This is a genomic window from Brachyspira hyodysenteriae ATCC 27164 (assembly GCF_001676785.2).
GTDB lineage: Bacteria > Spirochaetota > Brachyspiria > Brachyspirales > Brachyspiraceae > Brachyspira > Brachyspira hyodysenteriae.
On record NZ_CP015910.2, the window covers coordinates 1,513,967 to 1,539,045 of the forward strand.

The following is a 25,079-nucleotide window of genomic DNA, read 5'->3' on the forward strand; positions in this document are numbered from 1 at the left end:
AATAAATAAATTTTGAATCTTTTAGAATATTATAATTTGAAATAACTTACAACATCTATTAACTTTTGGGCTTCACTGCTTAATGTTATGCTGGCTTCTTTTGACTGCTCTACCAAACTAGCATTTTCCTGTGTACTTTCATCCATTTTTAGTACTGCCTGATTAACCTGATCAACACCGCTTTGCTGTTCCACTGCTGTTGTAGAAATGTCTTTCATTATATTAGCTGTATTTTCTATTTTATCTTTTATATCCACAAATATTTCTTGAGATTTTCTTGCTGCTTCTGTTGCTACTCTTATTTTCTCATCTGAATCAGCTATCAAAGAAGTAATATCTTTAACCGAAGTCTGAGTATTTTGTGCTAAAGTTCTAACCTCAGAAGCTACAACAGAGAAACCTCTGCCCTGCTCTCCTGCACGTGCTGCTTCAACTGATGCATTAAGTGCTAATATATTAGTTTGAAAAGCAATATCTTCTATCAATTTTGTTATATTAGTTATCTTTCTGCTTGCTTCATAAACGTCTTCCATACTTTTTGTTGTGCTGTCTATTATTACTCCTGCTTCTTCTACGGATCTTTTAGAATCATTCATCATATTATTTCCTATTACAGATTTTTCTGCAGAATTTTTTATTGTAGATGCCATTTGCTCCATAGAACTAGCTGTCTGCTCTAATGATGATGATTGAGATTGAGTTCTTAAAGCCAAATCATTATTTCCGCTTGCTAATTCTTTTGATGTTAATTCTATATTATTAGAAGAATCAATTATATTACATACTATATGTTTTAATTTTTCTATAGTATTATTAAATCCATTAGCTATTATTCCAAATTCATGATTTTGATATTTGTTAGCCAAAAATTTACTTGGTGCTGATACTGTTAAATCTCCGTTTCCAAGTCTGTTCAAATCGCTTGCTATTCTAGACAATACTCTGGATATATTCTTATTAACATACATTATAACTATAAATGATGTAATAAGAAGTAATAATATACTTAATACAATAGTTATCATTATAAGAGTATTTCTATCAGAATAAAATTCACTGTCAAGCATAGTAACACATAGTATCCAATCCATATTATCTAGTCTTGAAAAAGCCATTATTTTTTTACCTTCATCCTCATAATGTAAAGCACCTTTTCTCTGTGAAGCTGCTGCTGATAAAGCGTTTTTAGATCCTATAGATATAGTATTAACTTTTTTCACTTCTTTATGAGCTACTCTTCTTCCTTCTTCATTAACTATGTATATATTACCTGTTTTTCCTATAGTAATTTCAGAAAAATATTTTTGAACAAAAGAATCCCATCTTAATTCAGCATATAAAACTCCAGCAGGTCTTTCATTAGTATCAAATACTCCTGCCAACACACCTATAACATAATTTCCTGTAACTGATGACAAATAAATCTCATCTTCAATAGCATACCTATAATTATTATTTTTAAGCTCTTTCCATATAGTTTTTTGACTTACAGTATTCAAATGTTCATTAGAAGCAGTATCCAAAACAACTCTTCCATTTAAGTCTATTAAAGCAAAAGCTGAAAAATGAGATTCTAATTCTTTTAAAAGTTCTGTGAATTCAGCATTTGCTATAGATAAAGTATCCTGATTCGGATTCTCAAAATAATCTAAAAATTCAGATTCTTTTGATATAACAGAAGTTAAATCTGCCTGATCCCCAATCCATATAGAAACTAAATCTCTATATCCGTCAGCTGTTTCCATAAATCCGCTTATGGCAGTTCTCTCCATAAATATTGCCGAAGCAGATATTATTACTATCATAAGCACTATAAGCATTATAGCTACAGAGGATATAATAGTAAAAGGCATTTTAAATTTCAAAGTTTGCATAAATTTCATAAAATAACCCCCATATATAACTCAATTATTATAATAATAGTATATGATATTTTTTTAAAAAAATCTATATTATTGTAAATATTTTTTACTAAAAACTTTAAAAAACTATTATTTTTTACATAAAAAGTAAATATTTAGTAAATTTATATAATATTTGTAAATTATTTTTATTTTTATTTTTTATATTTTTCTTTGACAAAATTGATATAATTGTATATCATAAGAGTATTATCAAAATTAAGGATTCAATATGTATAATATCAGCCAATTAAAAGATTTTTTAAAAGAAAAAAAAATGGATGAAAAATTTTCTTCTATTTATGGAGGTGATGCATACAGTATATCTGAAGCATACAGCAGATTAAGTGATACAATAAAACATTTTGAAAGCATAGAAAAATCTCAAGAAATATACGTATTTAGTGCTTCAGGAAGAACTGAGCTTTCAGGTAATCATACAGACCATAATAATGGATGTGTATTAACAGCATCTATAAATTTGGATAAATTGGCAGTAGTTTCAAAGAGAGATGACAATAAAATAGTAGTTTATACTGATTATTCTAATACTCCTGATATAATAGATATTAACGATTTAAACATAAATAAAGATGAGTACGGAAAATCTAATGCTTTAACTAGAGGCGTTTGTGCAGGAATAAAAAATAAAGGCGGCAATATAGGCGGATGTACAGTAACTTTAAATAATAAAGTTCTTATAGGAAGCGGATTAAGCAGTTCAGCAAGCTTTGAATCTTTGATTGGTGAAATACAGAATGCTCTATATAATGAAGATAAAATAAGTAAAGTTGATATAGCAAAAATTGGGCAGTATGCTGAAAATGTTTATTTTGGAAAGCCTTGCGGACTTATGGATCAAATGGGATGTTCTGTAGGCGGTATTATGTCTATAGATTTCAAAGATAATGATAATCCTATAATAGAAAAAGTTGAATATGATTTTGAGAGCAAGGGATATGCTCTTATGATAGTTGATGCTAAAGGAGATCATAGCGGACTTACAAATGAATATGCTGCTATAAGAGAAGAAATGAATGCTGTTGCAAATTATTTCGGAAAAAAAGTATGCAGAGAGATAACTAAAAAAGAATTGATTGATAATGCTTCTAAATTAAGAGCAGAAGTTGGAGACAGAGCTGTAATGAGAGCTTATCACTTCTTAGAGGAAAATGAAAGAGTAATTAATCAAATAAATGCACTTAAAAAAGATGATATAAATACATATATAAAACTCATGAATGAATCAGGACTTTCAAGCTTTATGTATTTACAAAACTGCTATTCTGTTACAAGTTCAAAAAATATGGGAGTAGCTTTAGGACTTACTCTAACAAAAGACTTCTTAAAAGGAGAAGGTGCTTGCCGTGTACATGGAGGCGGATTTGCTGGAACTATACAGGCTTTAATACCTGTAAATAAATTTGAAGAATATAAAAAATATATGAATTCAATATTCGGAGAAGGAAGTGCCGTAAAAATAAGAGTAAGACAATCTCCTGTTTGTGAAATCTAAAAAATCATAACTGATAATTATAACTAATAAGACAAGGCTAATTTTCTAGTCTTGTCTTTTTTATATAATTAATTTCTAATTCAAAATTAATTTTTCCAAGGAACTGTATTGTTTAGCCAGCCTCTATCATTCCAATAATTAAAATCATTCTCAGTGAAATTTTTCTTTTTATGCAATGATTTTATTATTTTAAAAAATATCTTAGTCTTTATAGAAGGCTTAACTTTACCATATTCTCTTTTTATTTTTTCTGCAGCTAAATCCATCTTTTTTGCAATAGAATCTTTTATTTCATCTTTGACATTATTCCAAGTAACTTCTCTCACTGCAAATCCATAACTATATGTTTTTGCTACTCCCCAAAAGAAAGTACTATCAGCCATATCTTTACAAGTATTTTTCATTCCTCCGCCAGCAGCAGTAGAAATACATATAGCCTGTTTTTTGAACATTGATTCATTTGGTCTATGCACAATCCATCTATAACCATAATGATCCAAAAAAGCCTTCATAGCACCTGTTACATGATAAACATACACAGGACTTGCCAATATGATTATATCAGCATTATCCATAGAATCTGTAATAGGTTTAAGTTTTTCATAATGAGGACATAAAGTTTCAGATTTTATAAAACAATTATTACAGCCTACACAAAAAGAATTAAAATCTCTAGGAAGAAAAAATTCTGTAACCTCTCCTCCTAATCTGTCATAAAGCATTTTTGTTACATTATATGTTGAGCCTTTATGATTCTGTCCATGTATGACTGTAATTTTCATTTTTTATATTTCTCTAAAAGATTAATCTCTTTTTATCTCTCTAGGAAAATCATACTCTTCTAAAGGAAGCAATTTAGGAGCTTTTTCTGATATATCTCTAAGTTCTTTTGAATAGAAATATTCTGTTCCTGAAATCTTTTTAGATATATATTTTCTTAAGCTTGAAATATATATTGTAACTCCAGGGAAAAATCCTTCCATAGAAGTAATGCTGCTATGTGATAGTTTTTCAAATTCAGCACTCATTTCATCTCTTTTAGCCTCTAATTGAGCTGTTTCTCTTACAAGATTTGTAATTCTTCTAAGTATATCTTTTATTCCTTCTCTTTTATTAGGCGGTATTCTTTGTATAAAAGCTTTTGGATTTTTAAAATACTCTGTACCTAAAAGAGATTTAATCTTGCTCATCTCTTCTTTATTAGTTTTTACTGTAGCAACAATATTTTTAAACTCTGCATCAGCTTCAGCATCTCTACCAACTGTAATAGTAGTTTTTGATTCACTCATAGAGCCTATACTTTTAGCCCAAACACCATTCAAAGCCTTTACGTTTCCTCCAATAATAACGCCCTTACCTTCCAATACAATAACTCTATCATTTCCAGCTATTTCAGCATTAACAAGCTGCTGAGATAATACATCGCCTTTACATATTATGTTAGCATTTCTAATGAATTGAGAATACATCTTTCCATTAACATGTATTGTACTATTAGGACCGCCTATTATACCTCCGGAAACTATTAAATTACCGGCACATTCTATATATGCATCTTCAATATTTCCATGCACATATATATCTCCTTCTGTCTTTATAGAAAATCCAGGAGCAACATTATCTCTAATAATAAGAGAACCATTAACCTCTATATTTCCTGTTGATAAATCTACCTTATCTATTTCAGCAACAGTACTTACAGATAAAGTATTATTATGATTGCTTAATATTCCTCTTATTCCGCTCCTAATAGTAATACCATCATTATCAACGACAACATTTTTTCCTAATTTATAACAAGGATCATCATCATAATGAGCTTCCATAAGAACATCATATATATCAAGTCCGTCAATAGAAGGTTTTTCCTCCATAAAGTGTGCTATTTGAATTCCAGCCTCTATATTATGAATAAATCCTCTTTCTTTAAAGTCTATAGCACCTGTTTCTGATTCCTTTCCGCTATCTAAAGTAAAATCATAATCAAGTATAACCTTTTGAACATTACCATCTATAGGTTTTCTGCCCTCAACAAAGACACACATAACGCCTTCATCATATTTTAAATTATGAGCTACAAGTTCAGCTATTTTATCATAATTAACCATTAATTTTATAGGTATTTCAGATATAATAGTTTGTATTTCCTCTAATATAAGCTGCTTTTTCTGATGCTTTTGAGGAGGAAGCACCATTACACCTCTCCATTTATCTCCAACATTAATAACAGGTATTACTGAAACAGATTTAAGTTCATCATAAAACACATATCCATAAACAGTACTTTTATAAATTCCTGTCATCTTATCAAATTTTACATTTTTACTAGCTTTTACACCTTCTCGTTTTGAAATTGATTTTAATATGGCATCTCCAGGACGAACATAATTTTTTAAAAGTTCCTCATATAAATTTTGATCATTGCTATCAACATCTACAATTTGATCGTATATTTCTCTTGTATTGATAAGATTATCATAATAAAATTCATAATTGTTTGGATCAATTGATAATGTTTGGTTTATAACTTCTTTAGCCATATATTCTCCTTACAAAACAAATCAGTAAACTCAACTTTTTTTACATAAGAAGAGCATAACATCTCCTCTATTAAATAATTTAACATATTTATCAAAAAAAGTCTTAATTATTTTATTGGGTTTTTTCTCTATAGGTATAGAGCCCCAAGAAAAATCACTGATTATCTTAAAACCTATACTTTCCATATATTTTGACAATGTAGTCTTTGAAAATAGCCATAAATGCTGCGGCATTACAGCCCTCCAAGCTCCCCCATATTTTTTAGCAAACATACCATCCGCATTAGGAGTTGTGATTGCTAAATATCCGCCTTTTGCAAGTATTCTATAAATTTCTTTAAGTGTATCTGCAGGATTAGGAACATGTTCTATAACATGTGAAAAATGTATGAAAGAAAAATAATCGCTTTCAAATCCTACATCAAGCAAAGTTTTTTCATGCACTGTTATACCATAATTCTTCCTAGCATACTCAGCAGACGATGAGCATATTTCAATACCTTGTGCATTATAGCCTTTAGTCTTTAAGTAATTTAACATCATACCTGTAGCACAGCCTATATCAAGAACATTTTTATTAGGAAGTTTGCTTTCTATTTTTTCAAAACCTATATCTTTCATAGCAAGCTTCATAAGACCAAAAAAGTTTTCTTGATTGGCTACCTCATATTCAAAATAATTGTCGCTATATATATCATTTATTTCTTCCTGACTCAATACAGGATATTGATATATAAGTCCGCAATCTAAACATTTATTATAGCTTACTAAATCTGTTTTTATATAAACTTCAGATTTAGTGCTTCCGCAAAATTCGCATTCTTTGTTTTCCACTGTATAACTCTCCAATATTATATTCGGAAAAAAAGATTGTTTCTTTACATATTACACAAAATATAATATATTGTATTTGAGACTATTTATTATTAACTGTTAAAATTATTTCAGTATTAACACCAACTACTTCATCTGCAGCAGGAATTTGAGATAATACTACATCATTTTCATACATATCATCTGTTATACTTACCTTAGGCAGAAGGCTTACATTTGTCATAGTATTTAAAACCTCATTACTAATTATACTAAGAGCTTCTTGATACTTCATACCTGTAACATCCGGCATTTTCATAAGTGCTTGTTCAGCAACATTAACTACCAAATATACAGTTCTTCCTCTTTTAACCTTTACTCCGCCTTTAGGCTCCTGACTTACAATAGTACCTAATGGGTAATTATTAAAATAATGTGTCTGCACATTAAGATTCATACCCTCTTTTTCTAATAAATTAAATGCCTCAAATATTTCTTTTCCTTGAACATCTGGAAGTTCAAAAGATTCTCCTCCAGACTTAACAACTATAAATACTATTAAAGTTACAACAACACCTTGTAAAACAAAAAGTAAAACAGCAAAAAGTATCAATCTTCTAAATACTAAAAATGACTTAGGATCGCTGATTATTCCATCGGGTAGAATTTTATTTATGATTTTTTTTATAAAAGATATTAATTTATTAAAAAAGTCCTTTATTTTAGCCATAATTTACAATCACACTCCACTTTTAATTAAAATATTCTCCAACAACTAGTTTATTTCCGCATAAAAACTCTTTAACTGTCTGTCTTTTTTTACCTTCTCTTTGAAGTTCTTTTATAACATATAAACCATTAAGAGCATTTATATAAATACCATTATTATTAACATCTACTATTTTACCAAAGTCAGAATCTTTATTATCTGATTTACATACACATTCACTATTAAAAACTTTTATAGAAACATTTTTGTAAAAACAATAAGCAGTAGGCCATCTTACAAAAGCTCTAGTCATATTATGAAGGCTAACAGCATCTTTGGAAAAATCAAGTTTTCCATCTTCTTTTTTTATTTTACTGCAATATGTAGCTAATGAATCATCCTGCTTTATCATATTAGATATATGCTTATCAGTATCTTTAAAAAACTCTTTAAGCAAATATACTCCGCTTTCTTTTATTTTATCATATAAATCGTTAAACTGCCAATCCTTATCTATGTTAACTTCATGCTGAAGTATAATATCCCCTTCATCAAGCTTAATATCCATTTTCTGTAAAGTGGTTCCGCTCTTTTCAAAACCATATAATAAAGCATGTTCAACAGGACTAGCACCTCTAAGTACAGGCAAAAGAGAACCATGAATATTAAGAGGCATTATTTTAGGTAATGATAATGTTCTTTTATTTAAAATTTTACCATAAGCCACTACTATTAAAAAATCAGGTGATAAATCTGATAAAATATTATAGAAATCATCTTTATTTATACTTTCCGGCTGAAAAAGATTGAGTTTTTTATCCAATGCAATTTCCACTACTGGTGAATTGATAATATTACCTTTTCTATCTTTTTTAGTATCTATAGGTGCTATTACACCATTAAGATTAACATTATCTAATTCCATTAATTGTAAGATACAATCTCTTGTAAAATCGGTTGAACCTGCTACTATAACGTTATACATGATGTAATTGATTATATATTTTTATTGTTAAAAGTCAAATATAATTATGAAATAAATTATATTATGTTATTCTTCTATAATCTCAACACCTTTTACATCTGATAGAAATTGTATAAATAAATCTAATACTATAGGATCTACTGCTATTTTATTTTCTACAAACATATGCTTCATAAATAATACTACTTCATCAGGATTTTTATTTCTTCTTCCTTCCATAAAAGTTAAAGTATCATATATATCTACAACTTCCAACATTTTAGCAGGAAAATATGCAAAACATTCAGCATTTATTATATCTTCAGGTTCAAAAGACATAAGAAAATCAACTTTATGTTTAGGATCATTTATCTTTTTATCAAAAAAATTCTTCAATATTCCGCTTCCATAACCATAACATTCATGGTGTAAACCTACAGGCAAACAGGCCTCTTCTCTTTGATTTAATACATATTTCAAAAAGTAATATGCCTTAGCAGTATGGAAATCCTTGAAATCCCCATCTTTTATAAAATCATCTGTAGGAACAAAATCAACCATATTCAGCATAGCAATGTCATGATAAAAAGCAGCTGTAGCATAATTTACTATTTCAGAACCGGTAAATTTTCTTATTCCAAGTTTATATACATTTTCTAATTTTTCTATAGTTTTTACAAGATTAAATCTATTCAAGATAGTTTTATATTTTTCAAGATAAATACTCTTATAATCTTGTCTTAATTTGCTGCTTAATCCTTTATTAAATATATTATTATAATAGTATAAAAATTCTATCATCAGTATGCAAACTCTATTACTATGACTCAATATATTACCATCATCAAGCATATCTAAATTATCAAATATATCTCTATAAAAATATTCTTTTTCCAAATATGTTACTATAGAATTCATTATACTAGAAATCATAATCTCGGTTTCTGTATTAATCTTATCATTACTGCTTTTACCAGCACTTTTTATATATTTTAAATGTCTTATAAAATCTAATCTTCCAACAATACCCATACCTGTTAATAAACGTTCTATATTTAATGCTATTTCAGGTGTTACTTTAGGCGTTTTAGATTCTAATTTTAATTGATCCAGATATGGTTTTAATATATAAAGTCTATTACTAGTTTTCTCTTTAATCATTCTATTTAAAAGAGCATCATTAGCAGATTTTAATTTATCATTTTTTGAAACACAATTTTTATAAATATGATAAAAATATTCATATTCATTATATTTATTATCATCAGAACCTTCGACTACATTATTTTTATTTGTTTGAGGATTATTCAAATTAAAAAACTTATTAGAAAATGATGATATGTAATATTTGGCATCTTTCAATAAGACATTATCTTTTTCCTGTAAAATAATATCTATAGAATTACCTGGAACAATTATACTTATACCTTTAGGATTTACACAGGTTAATTCTATATTTTCTTTGATTATCATTTCTTTTACTTCTATGAGTTTATTAAGATTAATCTCATAGTATTTATTCATAGCCTTAAACATAATTTACTTCCCATTTTTATTTTTTATATTAATTAATTTTCCATTTCTTGTAAAATTTCATCTATATGTTTAAGTTGCCTATCTGCTGTCTTATTATAATCTATTTCTCCAAGTGCTATTTTATATGCTTTATCAATCAAATTATCCATTTCCAATTTAGCTTTATTTTTCATAACCTTTTCTGCTAATTCTTTAGTAATTGCCCATCTTTCTTTAGCCAAATTATAGAAAAATACTGCATATTCAAAACTTTTCTTTATATCTTCATCAAATTGAGAATTATAAAAATAATAATTTTCTTTATCATAAAGTCCAGCAAGATAAATATAATTTTGAGTTATAAGATAGTTAAACTGCATATGCATAAGATCTTTATATCTTGTATAAGCCTCTTCTGTTGTTATAATAGTTAAAGCCCTATTCACAAAATCAAAAGGGGCTTCTAATGCTCTTTCAAGATAATCAACATTTCTAAGTAAGTCATATTCAGCATAGTATGAAGTCAAAGAATATAGCCTGTAATAATCCTCGGCGTATACTATATAACCATAGTCTTTTTTCTCTACTATAGTAGATTCTTTCATACCTATTTTAGGATATAGGTTTATACTAAATATAAAAATAAATAATAATATTATTCTCTTCATGATTCGCAGCTTATAATTTAAATTATCACTGCTTTCATTAACGGTATAAATAGTATAATACTTTATTAATTATTATTCTGCTTTTCTTCGGCTTCTTTTAATATCTCAAATATAGCATTATTATTATTATCTCTTGCTATATCAATAGGATACTTTCCAATATTATTTCTAACCATAACATCAGCACCTGATAATACTAACTCACTTACTATATCAACATCTCCTGAATTAACAGCCTTATGTAAAGGAGTATCTCCATTTTGATCTTGTATATTAAGATTAGGCTTTTTTTCTAATAACATTCTTACAATAGGAAGTTTTGAATATTCAGAAGCTATATGTAAAGCTGTATCACCATATTTATCAATAGCATTAATATCTACTTTCTGTGTTAATAAAATTCTGGCAATATTTTCAGCACCGCTTTTAGCAGCTATCATTAAAGGAGTGTAGCTTGATATTCCAGCATAGTTTATATCCGCACCAGCCTCCACTAATATCTGAAGTAAATCAACATTATCATTATTAATAGCATATTCAATTAAACTCTCGCCGTCTTTAGTTACAACTGAAAGATTAGCTTTATTAGCTATTAATAACTTTGTAAGCTCAACATCATTATTCATAACAGCAACAGTTAAAGGACTAAGCCCATTACTATCTTCTACATTGATATTTGCTTTATTTTCTATTAAAAGATTTATCATATCATTTCTGCTTGATTCTATAGGGCTGTTCATAGCATATAAAAGAGGTGTTTTTTCTTCATAGCTTTTAGCATTAACATTGGCTTTATTTTCTATTAAAACTTTTGCAAGTTCAATATCTCCATTATTAGCAGCATACATTAAAGAAGTCCATCCGTCATTGTCTGCTGAATTTACATCGGCTCCATTTGTAAGAAGCACTTTTACAGTATCTATATATGAATTTCCTGCCGCTATTATTAATGCATTTTTTCCATTAATAAGTCTATTTAAAGTATTTTTATTTATATTTGTAATTATTTTACCCATAACTTTAGCACTGTCTGCAGATTTCTGCTGAACTAATACTAAATCAACAGGAGATGAACTTGTATTATTGAATTTAGAGCCGGCTGCAGCCATTATTATATTACCATACATATCGCTTTCACCAGCATCTTCTATTTTAGCACCTTTAGATACAAAATAATCTACTAATGCAGGATTAAGCGATAAAACAGCATTATAAAGTACAGTAGTTCCATCAGCATTTTTATAATTGATATCTGCCCCATTATCTATTAAATAACGAACTATGCTTTCATCACTATTAGCAATCGCATAACTTAAAAGAGAAGGTTCTCTTTTTAAATCAAATGAATTATCCAATAAAAGTTTTATCATAGTTTTATTAGTTTGAGCAACGGCATAATACATAGGATATTTTTCCACATCATTACCCGTATAAGAACCATATACATTAGCTTTACCTTCTTTTATAAGAAGTTCAGCAATTTTTGTATTATTATTGCTTATAGCTAATATGAGAGGAGTAATTCCTAAATTATTAGCTATTTCTGCATCAGCTTTATTTTCTATTAGAAATTCTACAGCTTTTATATTGTTATTTTGTACGGCATAAAATAATGGTGTTTGATTATTATTTCCTGTTTCATTAACATCAGCACCATTATTATTAACCATTTCTTTTACAATACTATCTCCGTACTTTTTCTTATATATTTCCTCACTGTATATTTCATAGTTTCTAACCATTTTCTCCATATCAGATTTGCCCTTTACAAACAAGAACAAACCTACAAGTATACCAGCACCTACAAGAAGTACGAATACAATAGCACAAGCTACTACAGCTACTTTAAATATATATTTTTTATTTTCTTCAGCTTCTTTAGCTTTATCTATTCTTTGAATACTAGAATTTATATTATTATTTGAATTGTCTTGATTATTATTAATCAAATTATTGTTTTCATTATTACTGTTATTATTATCCAAATTATTGTTATTATTATCTAAATTTTCCATAAACAAATTATTCCCCAAAAATTAATTTTCGAATATAATAACATATTTTAAATAAATTAAAAGAGAGTAATATAAAAAATATATATACTACCCTATTGTAATACAAAACTTCTAGTCTCTATATAAGGAGTCTCATCTGCAATATAAGATTCTATAACAACAATATAATTTCCTTTAGGAAGTGATGCTAATTCCTCTTTTTGTATAGTAAGTTTGAATACATCATTTTCTAAAACTGCATTATACTCTCTTTCGCCTCCATTTTGTAATTGAAGTAATACTTTTACTGTTGTATTAGGATCTGGCATTTCTAATGCATTGTCAGGATAATTATATGAAGAAACATAAATATCTATATTCATATCATTGTTTCTGTTTGCTATAGCAGGCATATCAATATCTTCTATTCTGCTCATTTTGGTAGATAATCTATCTATCCAATAATCAGCAGTATAGCTATAATCTTTAAAAGCTGTTAATTCTATATAATTTGCCTTTGAATCTATTCTTGAAATAAAGAAAGGACCATTTGATATATAAGCATGTCCGTATTTATCTATAAAATCAATGGCAGCTTGATATCTCTTTACTGCATCTTCTTTAGTTATAAAATCTTCTATTCCAGCAGGTATATACTGAGAATCACGCATTTCTATTAATTTTTCTTTTATATCTGATACACATGTAGGATTTTTAACATCTATGGAAGTTAAAGACTGATCCTGTGAAATAGTATAAACATTTCCAGATTTAGAGCCTTCAAGAACAATTTTCATTATAGCTTCATTTATCTCGAAAGGAATAACAGTATTTCTATTAGGATTGCCTATTTTAGGACTTACAGCAGCAACAGCAATTTGTCTGTCCATATCCATAGGCCAATAATAATTTCCGTATAAAGTAAAACTTCCGTCCTCATTTATAATGCTTCCTACAGCTCCGTCCATAGCAGAAAGATATCTTCCAGCCATAGCAGAATCATAATATTTATCGTTTTCATTAGTCTTTGTTATTATATTAGCAATGAATACGCTTCCATACATCAAATCAACCAAAGATGAATCTATGCCATGATGCCATTTAAAACTTCTAGGCTTAAAATCACATTTCACATAAGCAGTAAGATTATCCGATTTTGTGTAAACTAATTCGCCTTTATCATTAACTTTAACTGTTAAACCCTCTTCCCATTTCTGAGTATAAGGATTATACATTGTTGCATTTTGAGGAACATTAACAGTACCAACAGGTATTCCATTATTTCCTGCTCTCACTCCTATTTCTAAACTGTTGGTGTCAGCTTCACCAAGTATGAATTCTGTCTTAGCAGTGGAAGGCGATTCAAATGTAGCACCTGCATCAGAACAAGGTCCTATCATTATAGCAGAATAAGCATCAGAAAATCCTCCTACTCCTACAGGATCCCAAGGACTTATAAATAATGAACCTTGGGCAGAATGCTGAAGAACTCTTAATACTTTTTCACCATTTCTATTTGGTTTTATATCAGCACTTCTTATAGACCAATCATTAACCCCGTCACCTACTCCGTAAAGCATTCTTCTATTGAATCTTTCTTTATTCGCTACAAAAAACTGAGTCTGAGAATTTAAATATATTCTGACAGCATCTTCAAGTCCAATCTCCTGCAAACGCATATTACCATTCCAATATTCATCGGCAGTCAAAAACCAGCCGTTTGAATTCTTGTCGCTTATTCTTGAAGCTTCTTTATTATCATAATTCCAAAACTCAGATACATTAGCACCAGGCATATAATTGCCTTCCCTTACATACATCTGTCTTAATGTAACATCCCACCAAGCACGAGTAGCACCTGCTCCCCAAGCCTCTGTTATAATATTCCATTCATAATCTTTTGGGTCTGAACCGTATACAACTTGAGTAGATTTATTTCTGTCATACAATAATTTCTCAACTTTTATTCCTGTTTTTTCTATTAAATCAGATATTGCATTACCAGCTGGAAGTCTTCCTGTAGGATCATCAACTCTTATAACAAATTTAATAGTTACTACTTCTCCATTATATTTCCACCATCCATTTTCTTTTACTAATTTTCCTCTATTCTCTGGTAAATTAGCAGCTTTTTCCATAGCTTTATTTATATCATTAAGAGCTTTTTCCTGATTACCGTTTTCTGTCATACCCATTTTTGAAGGTATAAGATTATATCTATAAGTACCCGGCTGCCCCGGTGTTGCTTGTGTAAATGAAGGCTGTCCTGCCCCTCTTAAAATTTCATCAACAAGCTTTTTTCTATCAATTAAGAAGTTCATAGCAAATCTTACTTCTTTTATAGCTAGAGGATTAAAATGAGTTTTTCCGTCTCTTGTTGTAACTGTGTATGGAGCTTTATTTGGTACGGGATTAAACAATAATGACCATGAACCTGAAGGTACTGCATAAGTATCAAGTTTCTCTAAATCACTTTCGCCTAATGATAAATATGTACTTCCGTCTATTCCGCTTGCCATTAAATCTGCTCTGCCGTCTGCCACATCTTTAATAGCTATTGTCATATCTGTTCTTACTTCATATATTATTTTATCTATTAATGCTCCGCCTCTGTCTATTTCTTTTTGCTCTATTTCTTCCTGACTATTAGAACATGATAATAATATTATAAACAGTATTAATATTGGGAATTTATGTAAAACTTTATTATTCAATTTCATTATTTAGCCTCATTACTATATACAAATTAACATAATATACAATAATAGTATAAACAATAAAAGTCAATAAAATAATATGAATTAAAATGATCAAAATATTAAATTATATATTATAATAAAACGTAATCTCAGTTTATTATATATACAAGCCGATAAAAAGTAAATATTTTATTATTTTTATTAAAATATTTTTTATTAGTAGTATATGTACAATAAAACTTATATAAAATAAATAAAATATATTCTTGACAAATATCAAAAAAAAATTAGAATACCTAATTAAACCCAAAATTTAATTTTGAAATAAAGAATCGCGGAGAAAAGATGAAAGTAATAGATATAGACAAAAAACCTCAAAATGAAAAAATATTTTTTGGAGATTTTGGGCATTATTTAAGAATAGATTCAGTAAGCCATGAAGTAGCTAGAAAATTAAAAGAAGCAAGTGAAGGAAATACTTGGTTTTCAAAGGAAGTTGACTATAAATCTGATAAAACAAGATTCTCTTCATTGCCAGAAGATGCACAGAGAGCCTTCAAACTCAATATAGCATATCAAACTTTAATGGACAGCGGAGTTACAAGTGGCTTTTCATCAATATTGAATAGAATAGTTACAAGTTCAATATGGTCTATTTTATATGCAAGAATAGCTATAGAGGAAAATATACATGCTGAAAGCTACTCTTACGGACTTTCTGAAGTATTTGGACATGAGGCAACAGATACATTAGATTTAGTTTATAATGATGAATTTGTTAAACATAGAATGGAAAAAGAGGTAGAATTATTCGGAAATGTTGATGAATTATGTAATTTAGAAAATTCTCCTGCAACATTAGATGAGAAAAAACAGGCAGTATTAAAATTATTAATAGGAATATATTTACTTGAAAGTGTAAAATTTCCATTTTCTTTTCTTGTAACTTTTACAATAAATAATAATTATGACAATGCTATAGCAGGATTCACAAAAACTATTAAATTAATAGCGCATGATGAATTAAACACTCATGTACCTACAGGTAAAAATGTAATGAATATACTTAGAAAAGAAAATGAACAAGGTTTTACACATTTATTTAAAAGCGGTTGGTTTAATGAAACAGCTAGGGCAATGGCAGAATTTACTGTTAATGAGGAAATTAAATGGGCTAAATATCTTTTTGATGGATATCAAGTAGCAGGTATTAATTCCTCAGTAAGCGAACATTTCATCAAATATTGGGCTGGTGTAAGATTAAGGGATTTAGGGGTTGAATCGCCTTATAATGAAAAAAAATCAGACGTTATAGATTGGTTTAACAGCTATAGAGATATAAACAAACAAAATGCAGCCTTACAGGAAACAACTAACACCTCTTATCAAAAAGGTGCTTTGAAAAACGATTTATAATCTATACTTAATTTTTTATAATAAAATAATTATCAGGGTAACATTATGATAGAACTTACAAAAGATAAAAAACATATAATCATTAAAAGGGACGGCAGAGAAGAACCTTTCAATGAAGAAAAATTAAGGAAAGTTATAGATTGGGCTACAGAAGGTAAAGAGGCTTTCACTAATCAGCTGCTGGAAGGACTTAATATAAAAATTAATGATAAAATGAAAATAGAAGTATTATATGATGAGCTTATAAATACTGCTGTTAATATGATAAGTCCATTATATCCTATGTATGATACAATAGCAGAAAAACTTTATTTAATGAAAATATATAAAGAAACATGCGGACTTAAAAAAATAGGTTCATATCCTCATATAAAAAATTTCTTAAAAAAAGGTATAAAATATAAAATATATGATAAGGATATAATTCAGCTTTTTACAGATAAAGAATTAGATAAAATAAATTCTATGATAGATCCTAACAGAGATTTATTATTCACATATAAAGGCTTAGCAATATTCTATAAAAAATACTGTAAAAACATAGGAAATAAAAAATTAGAGCTTCCTCAAATAACATATATGGTAGCTGCTATGTTTTCATTTTATGATGATTATTATAAAGGCGAAAACAAAGATAAATTAGAAATAAGCAAATCTGAAAGACTTAAATATATAAAAAGAACTTATGATATGCTTTCAAGACATGAAGTTACTTTTGCCACTCCTAGAATAGCAAATAGTATGACAATAAAAGCACAATTAGCCAGCTGTATATTAAATACCCCTGCCGATGATACTTGGAGCTTGAATCAGACAGATGGAAATATGGCATTATATTCCAAATTTTCAGGCGGCATAGCTTATGATGCTTCATATATAAGGGCGTCAGGTTCTACAATACAAACTAATAGGGGACGTTCTGACGGACCTATACCTTTTATAAAAAGAGTAGAACAAACTATATCATCATTTAATCAGGGAGGAGTTCGTAAAGGTGCATGCGTTGTTACTTTTCCTTGGTGGCATTTAGATGTACTTGATTTGATTATGCTTAAAGATGCAGGCGGTACTGAAGATACAAGGGCTAGAAAGTTAGTTTACTCTATTAGAATAAGCAATATATTTAGAGAAAGAGTTAATAAAGACGGATATGTAACTTTATTTGACCCTAAAGAAACTCCTCTTCTAAATGAAGAATACGGAGAAAAATTTAATGTTGCTTATATATATTATGAAAGTAAATCATCTATAAGAAAAAAGAAAATAAAAGCAAAAGATTTATTATTTCAAATATTAAAAGTAAGACAGGAAACAGGAAATTTATATTTAACCTTTGTAGACAACATCAATGAACAGAATATGGTTAATAGATTCGTAGGAGCTTCAAACCTTTGTCAGGAAATAGTAATACCTTCCTATCCTTCTAAACTCATAAAAGAAAAATATGTCATTAATGAAGACGGAGAATATGAAATAATACAGAGAAAGAAAAGCGGTGAGATAGGTATATGTAATTTGGTTTCTGTAAATTTAATGTCTTGGGTAAATTTCTCACCTGAAAAGAAAAAATCATTCTGCTACACTCTTTTAAGAGGATGCGACAATATTATAGATACTCAATTTTACCCTGTTAAAGAAGGAGAAATTGCAAATAAAAAGAACAGACCTATAGGAATAGGAGTTATAAATTATGCTAATCTTTTAGCTTCAAATAAAATAAAATATACTGATAAAGAAGCTTTAGAGTTTACAAATAAAGTTTTCGATGATTTATATTATCATATATATGAAGCATCTAATATACTAGCAAGAGAGAGAGGCCCTTATAAAACTTTCAATGAATCTAAGTGGAAAGAAGGATTAACTCCATTTCATATATCATTATTAAATAACAATAAAAAGAATAATCTTAATGTAAGTGTAGATAAAGAGAAATGGGATAAGCTGGCAGAAAATATAAAAAATAATGGCGTAAGATTCTCATTCCATGGAGCAATAGCCCCTACTGCTACATCTGGAAAAAGTGTATCAGCTACAGAAAGTATAGAACCTATAGTAGATTTATTCTTTATAGAAGAAGGAATACAAACACTTCCTAGCTTAGTACCTAATATCAAAAAAAATAGAGAGTACTATGAAAGATGCTGGAATATTCCTGCTAAAACTATAATAGAACTTGCTGCTGTAAGACAGAGATATATAGATCAGTCTCAGTCATTGAATTTATATTATGTAAAACCTGATTCTGCTAAAGAGCTTTGGGACGATATTCAGTACGCTATGGATTTGGGATTGAAGACTCTTTATTACATGAAAACTCCTAAATCTAATTTTGAGCTTGAAGAAGTTTGCGAATCCTGCACATAAAAAGTAAACATAATTAAGCTAACATATCAACAAAATATGTTAACTTAATATATTTTTATAATATTCTTCTATAATATATATCCCCGTATAGTTTATAAAAAAATATCAAAATTTAAATTAAATTTCAATTTTTGTATTGACATAATGTTTTTTTTAGTATATAAGGTGTGCGTTAATTTTCACAATTAACAAAAAATTATTTCGGAGTGAATCAATATTATGAAAAAAATTTTGATTTTCTTAAGCCTTATAAGTATGTTAATACTTATTTCCTGCGGAGGCGGTGCTTCAAGTGCTACTGATATAGTTATAACAGGTTCCTCTTCAGTTTCTCCATTGATGTTCAAATTAGCAGCAAAATTTGAAGAGCTTAATCCTGATTACACTGTAACAGTAGAAACATCAGATTCTACTATTGGAGTTCAAGACACTATAAACGGCAACAACAATATAGGTATGGCTTCAAGAAATTTGAAAGAAGATGAGTTAACTGGTTTGGACAGCTATTTATTATGTCAAGATGGTATAGTAATAATCGCTAACAAAGATTCTGAAATTACTCAGATAAGCGAAGAAGAATTATACAATCTTTATATGAATAATACTGCAATAGGCAATATAACTAAATCTATTTCAAGAGAAGACGGATCAGGTACTAGAAGTGCATTTACTGATTTAACTTCTGTAGGAAAAGAAAATCCATTACCTTCCACTGTTGAAATATTGGATGGAACAGGAAAGGTAAAAACTTCAGTTATGAGCGATGCTTCAAAAATCGGTTATATCTCTTTGGGTTCTATTGATGATACAATAAAGCCTTTAGCTTATAAAGCAAAAGGACAAAATGAATATGTATCTGCTTCAGTAGAAAATATACAAAGTGATACATACAAACTTTACCGTCCTTTTTACGTATTCACAAAAAAAGGAGTTGAACTTGATGAAGGGACTAAGGCATTCTTAGACTTCATTAATAGTGAAGCAGGGAAAACGGTTATAAATGAAAATGGCTATGTAGCCAACTAATTAGAAAATTGATAAGTCGATGTACAATGATTTTGTATATCGGCTTTTTTTATTTTCTATACAACACAATCAATAAAAACAACACAAAACAAAAAATTAATAATTAGGATATATATTTTGAATAACAATATTAATAAACATATACGAAGTGAAATACTAGATAATATTATGAAATATGTATTTTTTGTATGTTCTATATTTTCAGTTATAGTTGTATTTTCAATATGTATTTTTATATTTATCTACAGTCTTCCAATATTTAAAGAAACAGGATTTTTAAAATTCGTTTTTGGAATGAATTGGTCGCCTTCATCAAAACATTTTGGAATATTTCCGATGATAGTAGGCTCTGTATATATAACTATTCTTTCTACCCTATTAGGAGGAGGATTCGGATTCTTTACAGCAGTTTATATATCTATGTTTGCACCAAATAAATTAAAAGTGATATTATCTCAAGTAATAGATTTGCTTGCAGGAATTCCTTCAATAGTTTACGGCTTTTTTGGAATGTCTGTATTAGTACCATTTCTAAAAAATATTTCTCCAAACGATATAGGCGAAGGAGTACTCGCTAGTTCTATAATACTTGCCGTGATGATACTTCCAACAATAACATCTATTACAAAATATAATTTAGAAGCAGTTTATAAATATTACTATGACGGTGCAAGAGCTTTAGGAAATACACATTCTCAAGCTGTATTTGGTGTTATAGTAAAGGCTGCTAAGTCTGGTATATTTTCGGCTATAGTTCTAGGTATGGGAAGAGCTATAGGAGAAACTATGGCGGTTATGATGGTGGCTGGAAATGCTCCTTTTATACCTCAGGATTTATTCTCATATTTCAGAACTATGACTATTAATATAGCTTTAGAAATGGGATATGCTACAGGTATACATAGATCCGCATTGATTGGAACAGCTTTTGTATTACTTTTATTTATACTTATTATAAATATAATATTATCTCTTTTGAAAAGAAATAATTTATATTTTTCATTTTCATTTACTAGCCTTTTTAAAAAGAATAAAGAATTAAAAACTGATATTAATAACTTTTCTTTTAAAAATTATGAAATGAAAATGCAGACAATAAAAGGTGATATGCTCAAATATATTTCAATATTTGCAACTGCAGTATCAACTTTATTTCTAGTATTTATAGTAGTATTTATACTTGTAAGAGGACTTCCTCATATAACATTAAATCTATTATTTGGAAAGAGTAATAATTCACAGATGACGCTTCTTCCTGCAATAGTTTCTACTTCAATGATGCTTTTTATGTCATTAATAATAGCCATTCCATTGGGAGTATTTGCCGCTATTTATTTGACTGAATATTCAAAAGCAAAAAGTAAATTAATAGCTTTAATAAGGATATTCACCGACAGCTTATCAGGAATTCCATCAATAGTGTTCGGGCTTTTTGGTATGCTTGTATTTGCTAATTTGTTTGGTATAGGAAGAAGTATATTAGCAGGTTCTTTGACATTAGTTTTAATAATACTGCCATCTATAATAAGACAGACAGAAGAAACTTTGATGTCAATTCCTGCAAGTTTAAGAGAAGGAAGTTTGGCACTTGGAGCATCTAAAGTGAGGACTATATTTCAAATAGTTCTTCCATGCGGATTTTCAGGAATCATGACTTCCGTTATTTTAAGCATAGGAAGGATAGTAGGAGAAAGTGCCGCTTTAATATATACAGCTGGTGCAGTACGATATATGCCTAAAGGTTATTTGAGTTCAGGAAGTTCATTTTCAGTTATGATGTGGATGTTTTCAAGTGAGGGTTTATACATTAATCAAACTTTCGCTACAGCTAGTATATTACTTATTATGATTATAGTTCTTAATGCTTTATTATTCTTTGTAAATAAAAAGTTAAAAAAGGATTATTAATTTTAAGACTATATAAAAAAGGATAAAAAATGAATAATGAAATAAATAATGAATTAAACTTTGATTTTGATACGGATAAAATTATTAAAGTTAAAGATTTAGATTTATATTATGAATCTTTTCAGGCTTTGAAAAAAATAAATATAGAAATAGACAAAAACAGCGTAACAGCTTTTATAGGACCTTCAGGCTGCGGAAAATCCACACTATTAAAAACTTTCAATAGAATGAATGATCTCGTACCAAAATGCCGAGTTGAAGGAAATATAGAAATAGCAGGAGTTGATATATACAATAAACATATAAATGTATCATATTTAAGAAAAAATGTGGGAATGGTATTTCAGAAATCAAATCTCTTTGCTATGAGCGTTTATGATAATATAGCTTACGGACCTAGAACATTCGGAATCAAAAAGAAATCTCAATTAGATGAAATAGTTGAATACAGTTTAACAAAGGCAGCTATTTGGGACGATATAAAAGACAGATTAACAAAAAATGCTTTAGGACTTTCAGGAGGACAGCAGCAGAGATTATGTATCGCCAGAGCTTTATCTGTTAATCCTAAAATACTTCTTATGGACGAGCCTACAAGTGCATTAGACCCTATAAGTACTGGTAAAATAGAAGACCTTATAAATGAATTAAAAAATGAATATACTATAGTAATAGTAACTCATAATATGCAGCAGGCTATGAGAGTATCGGATAAAACTGCTTTCTTCCTATTCGGTGAAATTGTAGAGTATACTGATACAGAAGAAATATTCTCTAAACCTAAAGATGAAAGAACTGAAAAATATATTACAGGAAGATTCGGTTAATTAATAATTTATTATCATTGCTGAATATAAATTTTATTTGTAAATTAGGCAATTATAAAACAATAAAAAACGGAGATAAAAATGAAAAAATTTGATGAAGAATTAAATAAATTGATAGAACATGTTACTGAAGCTAGTGACATGATATTAGAAGCTTTAAGAAACTCTACTAAAGCTTTAACTGACGGAGATATTGAACTTGCAAATCAAGTAATAGAAAATGACAGAAACATAAACAGAATATCATACAAAATAGAAAGCTCATCTTTAAAAATGCTTTTATTAGAACATCCTGTTGCTACAGATTTAAGAATAGTATCATCAGCATTAAAGATAGCTACAGATTTAGAGAGAATCGGGGATCAGGCTAAGGATATATGCGACTTGCTTAGATTCTTATTAGAAGGAAATATATATAAGAGGAATCTTAATATTATAATAGAGATGTCAAACATAATAGAATATATGATAACTAATTGTCTAAATGCTTTCAAAGAAAAAAATTCTGAACTTTCAAAAAATGTTATAGCAAAAGATGATGAGGTTGATAAGCTATTCTATAAAATGCGTGATTCTATGGTTGAGCTTATTAAAAGCGGTACTGAAAATGCAGATCAGGCTATATATTTAATGATGATAGCTAAATATTTTGAGAAGATGGGAGATCATGCTGAAAATATAGCTAAATGGGTTTACTATTACAGTACAGGCGAAAGATTTAAATAATAATTGTTTATACTAAAAATTTTTAACTTTGTCAATTTTTTGTTGTTCTTTTTCCCGCCGCACGCCTGCCATAGGCACGCTTCGCGAGGCGGACTTCGTCAAAGAACCAAAAAGTGCAAGTATAAAATTAGTACTAGATAATACTAAAATTGTCTTACATGTAAAATAATTTATTACATTTAAGTTCAAATATAGCCTTTCGCGAAGCGTATCCGAGCCTGTCGAGGATATAGCTTCTTTGTGGCAATACCATAGGCACTTCCTTAGGTCGCAAAAGAAGTGGGGTGCAGGGCAAAGCCATGCAAATATTTAAAATTTAAAAAAATTATTTTTGACAAAATATAGTTGTTTATGTATATACTGAAAATTTTTAAGTTTGTCAATCTAGGCACTTTATATAAAATTATCTACTTTTTTGCCGCACAAAAAAGTAGCAAAAAACGCAATTACTAGAACTTTATATTAAATATATACTTATTAAATATGGGATATAACCTAAATTTAGACTATAAATGCAGTTCTTTTGGTTCTTTTATACCAATAAAAGAACTGGGGTGCGGGGCAAAGCCCTGCAAATATTTTAAATTTAAAAAATTTATTTTTGACAAAATGTAGTTGTTTAGGTATATTAAAAAACTCCTAACTTCATATAGTTGTTAGGAGTTATTTTTTATATTTTAATTTAAATATATTTTAATTATGATAATAATAATTTATCGCTTAAAGAACCGTCAGCAGTTTCAAATTTCTTGAGCAAGTCAGCTATCTCTAAAGATTTTTTCTCTTCACCTGAAACATCATATATAATATTACCGTCATTCATCATTATAAGTCTGTTTCCGTAATGAATAGCATCTTTAATATTGTGAGTAACCATAAATGCTGTGAGTTTATCCTCTCTGATGATTTCTTCTGTTAAATCTAATACTCTTTTAGCTGTTTTTGGGTCAAGTGCTGCAGTATGTTCATCTAATAATAAAAGTCTTGGTTTTTTAAGAGTAGCCATAAGCAAAGTTAATGCCTGTCTTTGTCCGCCTGATAAAAGCCCTACTTTTGACTGAAGTCTATTTTCAAGTCCCAAATCAAGTCTCTTTAATTTTTCAACATACTCTTCCCTTTCTGCTTTAGTGATACCCCATCTTAAAGTTCTTCTTTTACCTTTTCTTTTAGCAAGTGCCAAATTCTCTTCTATACCCATATTAGAAGCGGTACCAACCATAGGGTCTTGGAAAACTCTGCCGAAAAGTCCTGCCCTTGCATACTCTTTCTTATCTGTAATATCTACTCCGTCAACTGATATAGTACCATAATCAACTTCATAAACACCAGCAATCAAATTGAGAAGAGTGGATTTTCCTGCTCCGTTTCCACCTATAACTGTTACAAAATCTCCGTCATTTAATTTAAGATTAACACCTTTAATGGCTTTTTTCTCTGTGATAGTGCCTCTATTGAATGTTTTATAAACTTCTTTTAATTCTAACATAAAC

The 25,079-nt window shown here is 28.7% G+C and carries 18 protein-coding genes; 7 read left to right on the forward strand and 11 right to left on the reverse strand.

What is annotated here, in order from left to right:
- Positions 1 to 29: 29 nt before the first annotated feature.
- Entirely contained in the window at positions 30 to 1,883 is a 1,854-nt protein-coding gene (locus tag BHYOB78_RS06620) for a methyl-accepting chemotaxis protein (RefSeq protein WP_020063581.1), read from the reverse strand.
- A 250-nt stretch (positions 1,884 to 2,133) separates the two neighbouring features.
- On the opposite strand from BHYOB78_RS06620, the gene BHYOB78_RS06625 reads away from it, so the two are divergent.
- Positions 2,134 to 3,417, forward strand: a complete 1,284-nt coding sequence (locus tag BHYOB78_RS06625) for a galactokinase (RefSeq protein ID WP_020063582.1) — start codon at positions 2,134 to 2,136, stop codon at positions 3,415 to 3,417.
- An 86-nt stretch (positions 3,418 to 3,503) separates the two neighbouring features.
- On the opposite strand, the gene BHYOB78_RS06630 is transcribed toward BHYOB78_RS06625, so the two are convergent.
- The 9 genes from BHYOB78_RS06630 to BHYOB78_RS06670 form a co-directional block, all read right to left on the reverse strand.
- A complete protein-coding gene (locus BHYOB78_RS06630) occupies positions 3,504 to 4,199 on the reverse strand; it encodes a flavodoxin family protein (protein ID WP_020063583.1) in 696 nt (231 codons plus the stop codon).
- 21 nt (positions 4,200 to 4,220) lie between these two features.
- The gene (locus BHYOB78_RS06635; protein ID WP_012669962.1) at positions 4,221 to 5,957 is read right to left on the reverse strand and encodes a flagellar assembly protein A; all 1,737 of its coding nucleotides are present in this window, start codon (positions 5,955 to 5,957) and stop codon (positions 4,221 to 4,223) included.
- A 30-nt stretch (positions 5,958 to 5,987) separates the two neighbouring features.
- The gene (locus BHYOB78_RS06640; protein WP_020063584.1) at positions 5,988 to 6,791 is read right to left on the reverse strand and encodes a class I SAM-dependent methyltransferase; all 804 of its coding nucleotides are present in this window, start codon (positions 6,789 to 6,791) and stop codon (positions 5,988 to 5,990) included.
- 82 nt (positions 6,792 to 6,873) lie between these two features.
- Positions 6,874 to 7,500: a PASTA domain-containing protein gene (locus tag BHYOB78_RS06645; protein WP_020063585.1), complete on the reverse strand. Its 627-nt coding sequence runs from the start codon at positions 7,498 to 7,500 to the stop codon at positions 6,874 to 6,876.
- A gap of 22 nt (positions 7,501 to 7,522) precedes the next feature.
- Positions 7,523 to 8,464: a methionyl-tRNA formyltransferase gene (gene fmt, locus BHYOB78_RS06650; protein ID WP_047108682.1), complete on the reverse strand. Its 942-nt coding sequence runs from the start codon at positions 8,462 to 8,464 to the stop codon at positions 7,523 to 7,525.
- Between the two features lie 66 nt (positions 8,465 to 8,530).
- Positions 8,531 to 9,979, reverse strand: a complete 1,449-nt coding sequence (locus tag BHYOB78_RS06655) for a hypothetical protein (RefSeq protein ID WP_020063587.1) — start codon at positions 9,977 to 9,979, stop codon at positions 8,531 to 8,533.
- A 32-nt stretch (positions 9,980 to 10,011) separates the two neighbouring features.
- A complete protein-coding gene (locus BHYOB78_RS06660; RefSeq protein WP_020063588.1) occupies positions 10,012 to 10,626 on the reverse strand; it encodes a DUF8513 domain-containing protein in 615 nt (204 codons plus the stop codon).
- Positions 10,627 to 10,691: 65 nt separating this feature from the next.
- On the reverse strand, positions 10,692 to 12,641 hold the full coding sequence (locus BHYOB78_RS06665) for an ankyrin repeat domain-containing protein (protein WP_020063589.1): 1,950 nt from the start codon (positions 12,639 to 12,641) through the stop codon (positions 10,692 to 10,694).
- 92 nt (positions 12,642 to 12,733) lie between these two features.
- Complete coding sequence (locus BHYOB78_RS06670; protein WP_020063590.1) at positions 12,734 to 15,340, reverse strand: ABC transporter substrate-binding protein; 2,607 nt, start codon at positions 15,338 to 15,340, stop codon at positions 12,734 to 12,736.
- 324 nt (positions 15,341 to 15,664) lie between these two features.
- Here BHYOB78_RS06670 and BHYOB78_RS06675 point away from each other — a divergent pair, with 324 nt between their 5' ends.
- The 6 genes from BHYOB78_RS06675 (at position 15,665) to phoU (ending at position 23,589) form a co-directional block, all read left to right on the forward strand.
- Positions 15,665 to 16,735: a ribonucleotide-diphosphate reductase subunit beta gene (locus tag BHYOB78_RS06675; protein ID WP_012669952.1), complete on the forward strand. Its 1,071-nt coding sequence runs from the start codon at positions 15,665 to 15,667 to the stop codon at positions 16,733 to 16,735.
- Positions 16,736 to 16,780: 45 nt separating this feature from the next.
- Positions 16,781 to 19,102 carry a ribonucleoside-diphosphate reductase subunit alpha gene (locus BHYOB78_RS06680; protein ID WP_012669951.1) on the forward strand — a complete coding sequence of 774 codons (2,322 nt, stop codon included), beginning with the start codon at positions 16,781 to 16,783 and terminating at the stop codon, positions 19,100 to 19,102.
- Positions 19,103 to 19,321: 219 nt separating this feature from the next.
- Positions 19,322 to 20,128 carry a substrate-binding domain-containing protein gene (locus BHYOB78_RS06685; protein WP_028331251.1) on the forward strand — a complete coding sequence of 269 codons (807 nt, stop codon included), beginning with the start codon at positions 19,322 to 19,324 and terminating at the stop codon, positions 20,126 to 20,128.
- 117 nt (positions 20,129 to 20,245) lie between these two features.
- Entirely contained in the window at positions 20,246 to 22,036 is a 1,791-nt protein-coding gene (gene pstC, locus BHYOB78_RS06690; RefSeq protein ID WP_028331252.1) for a phosphate ABC transporter permease subunit PstC, read from the forward strand.
- A 29-nt stretch (positions 22,037 to 22,065) separates the two neighbouring features.
- Positions 22,066 to 22,863 (forward strand): phosphate ABC transporter ATP-binding protein PstB, encoded by a 798-nt coding sequence (gene pstB, locus BHYOB78_RS06695; RefSeq protein WP_012669948.1) that lies wholly within the window; start codon positions 22,066 to 22,068, stop codon positions 22,861 to 22,863.
- Between the two features lie 81 nt (positions 22,864 to 22,944).
- A complete protein-coding gene (gene phoU, locus BHYOB78_RS06700; RefSeq protein ID WP_020063591.1) occupies positions 22,945 to 23,589 on the forward strand; it encodes a phosphate signaling complex protein PhoU in 645 nt (214 codons plus the stop codon).
- A 697-nt stretch (positions 23,590 to 24,286) separates the two neighbouring features.
- On the opposite strand, the gene BHYOB78_RS06705 is transcribed toward phoU, so the two are convergent.
- Entirely contained in the window at positions 24,287 to 25,075 is a 789-nt protein-coding gene (locus BHYOB78_RS06705) for an ABC transporter ATP-binding protein (protein WP_012669946.1), read from the reverse strand.
- Positions 25,076 to 25,079: the final 4 nt, after the last annotated feature.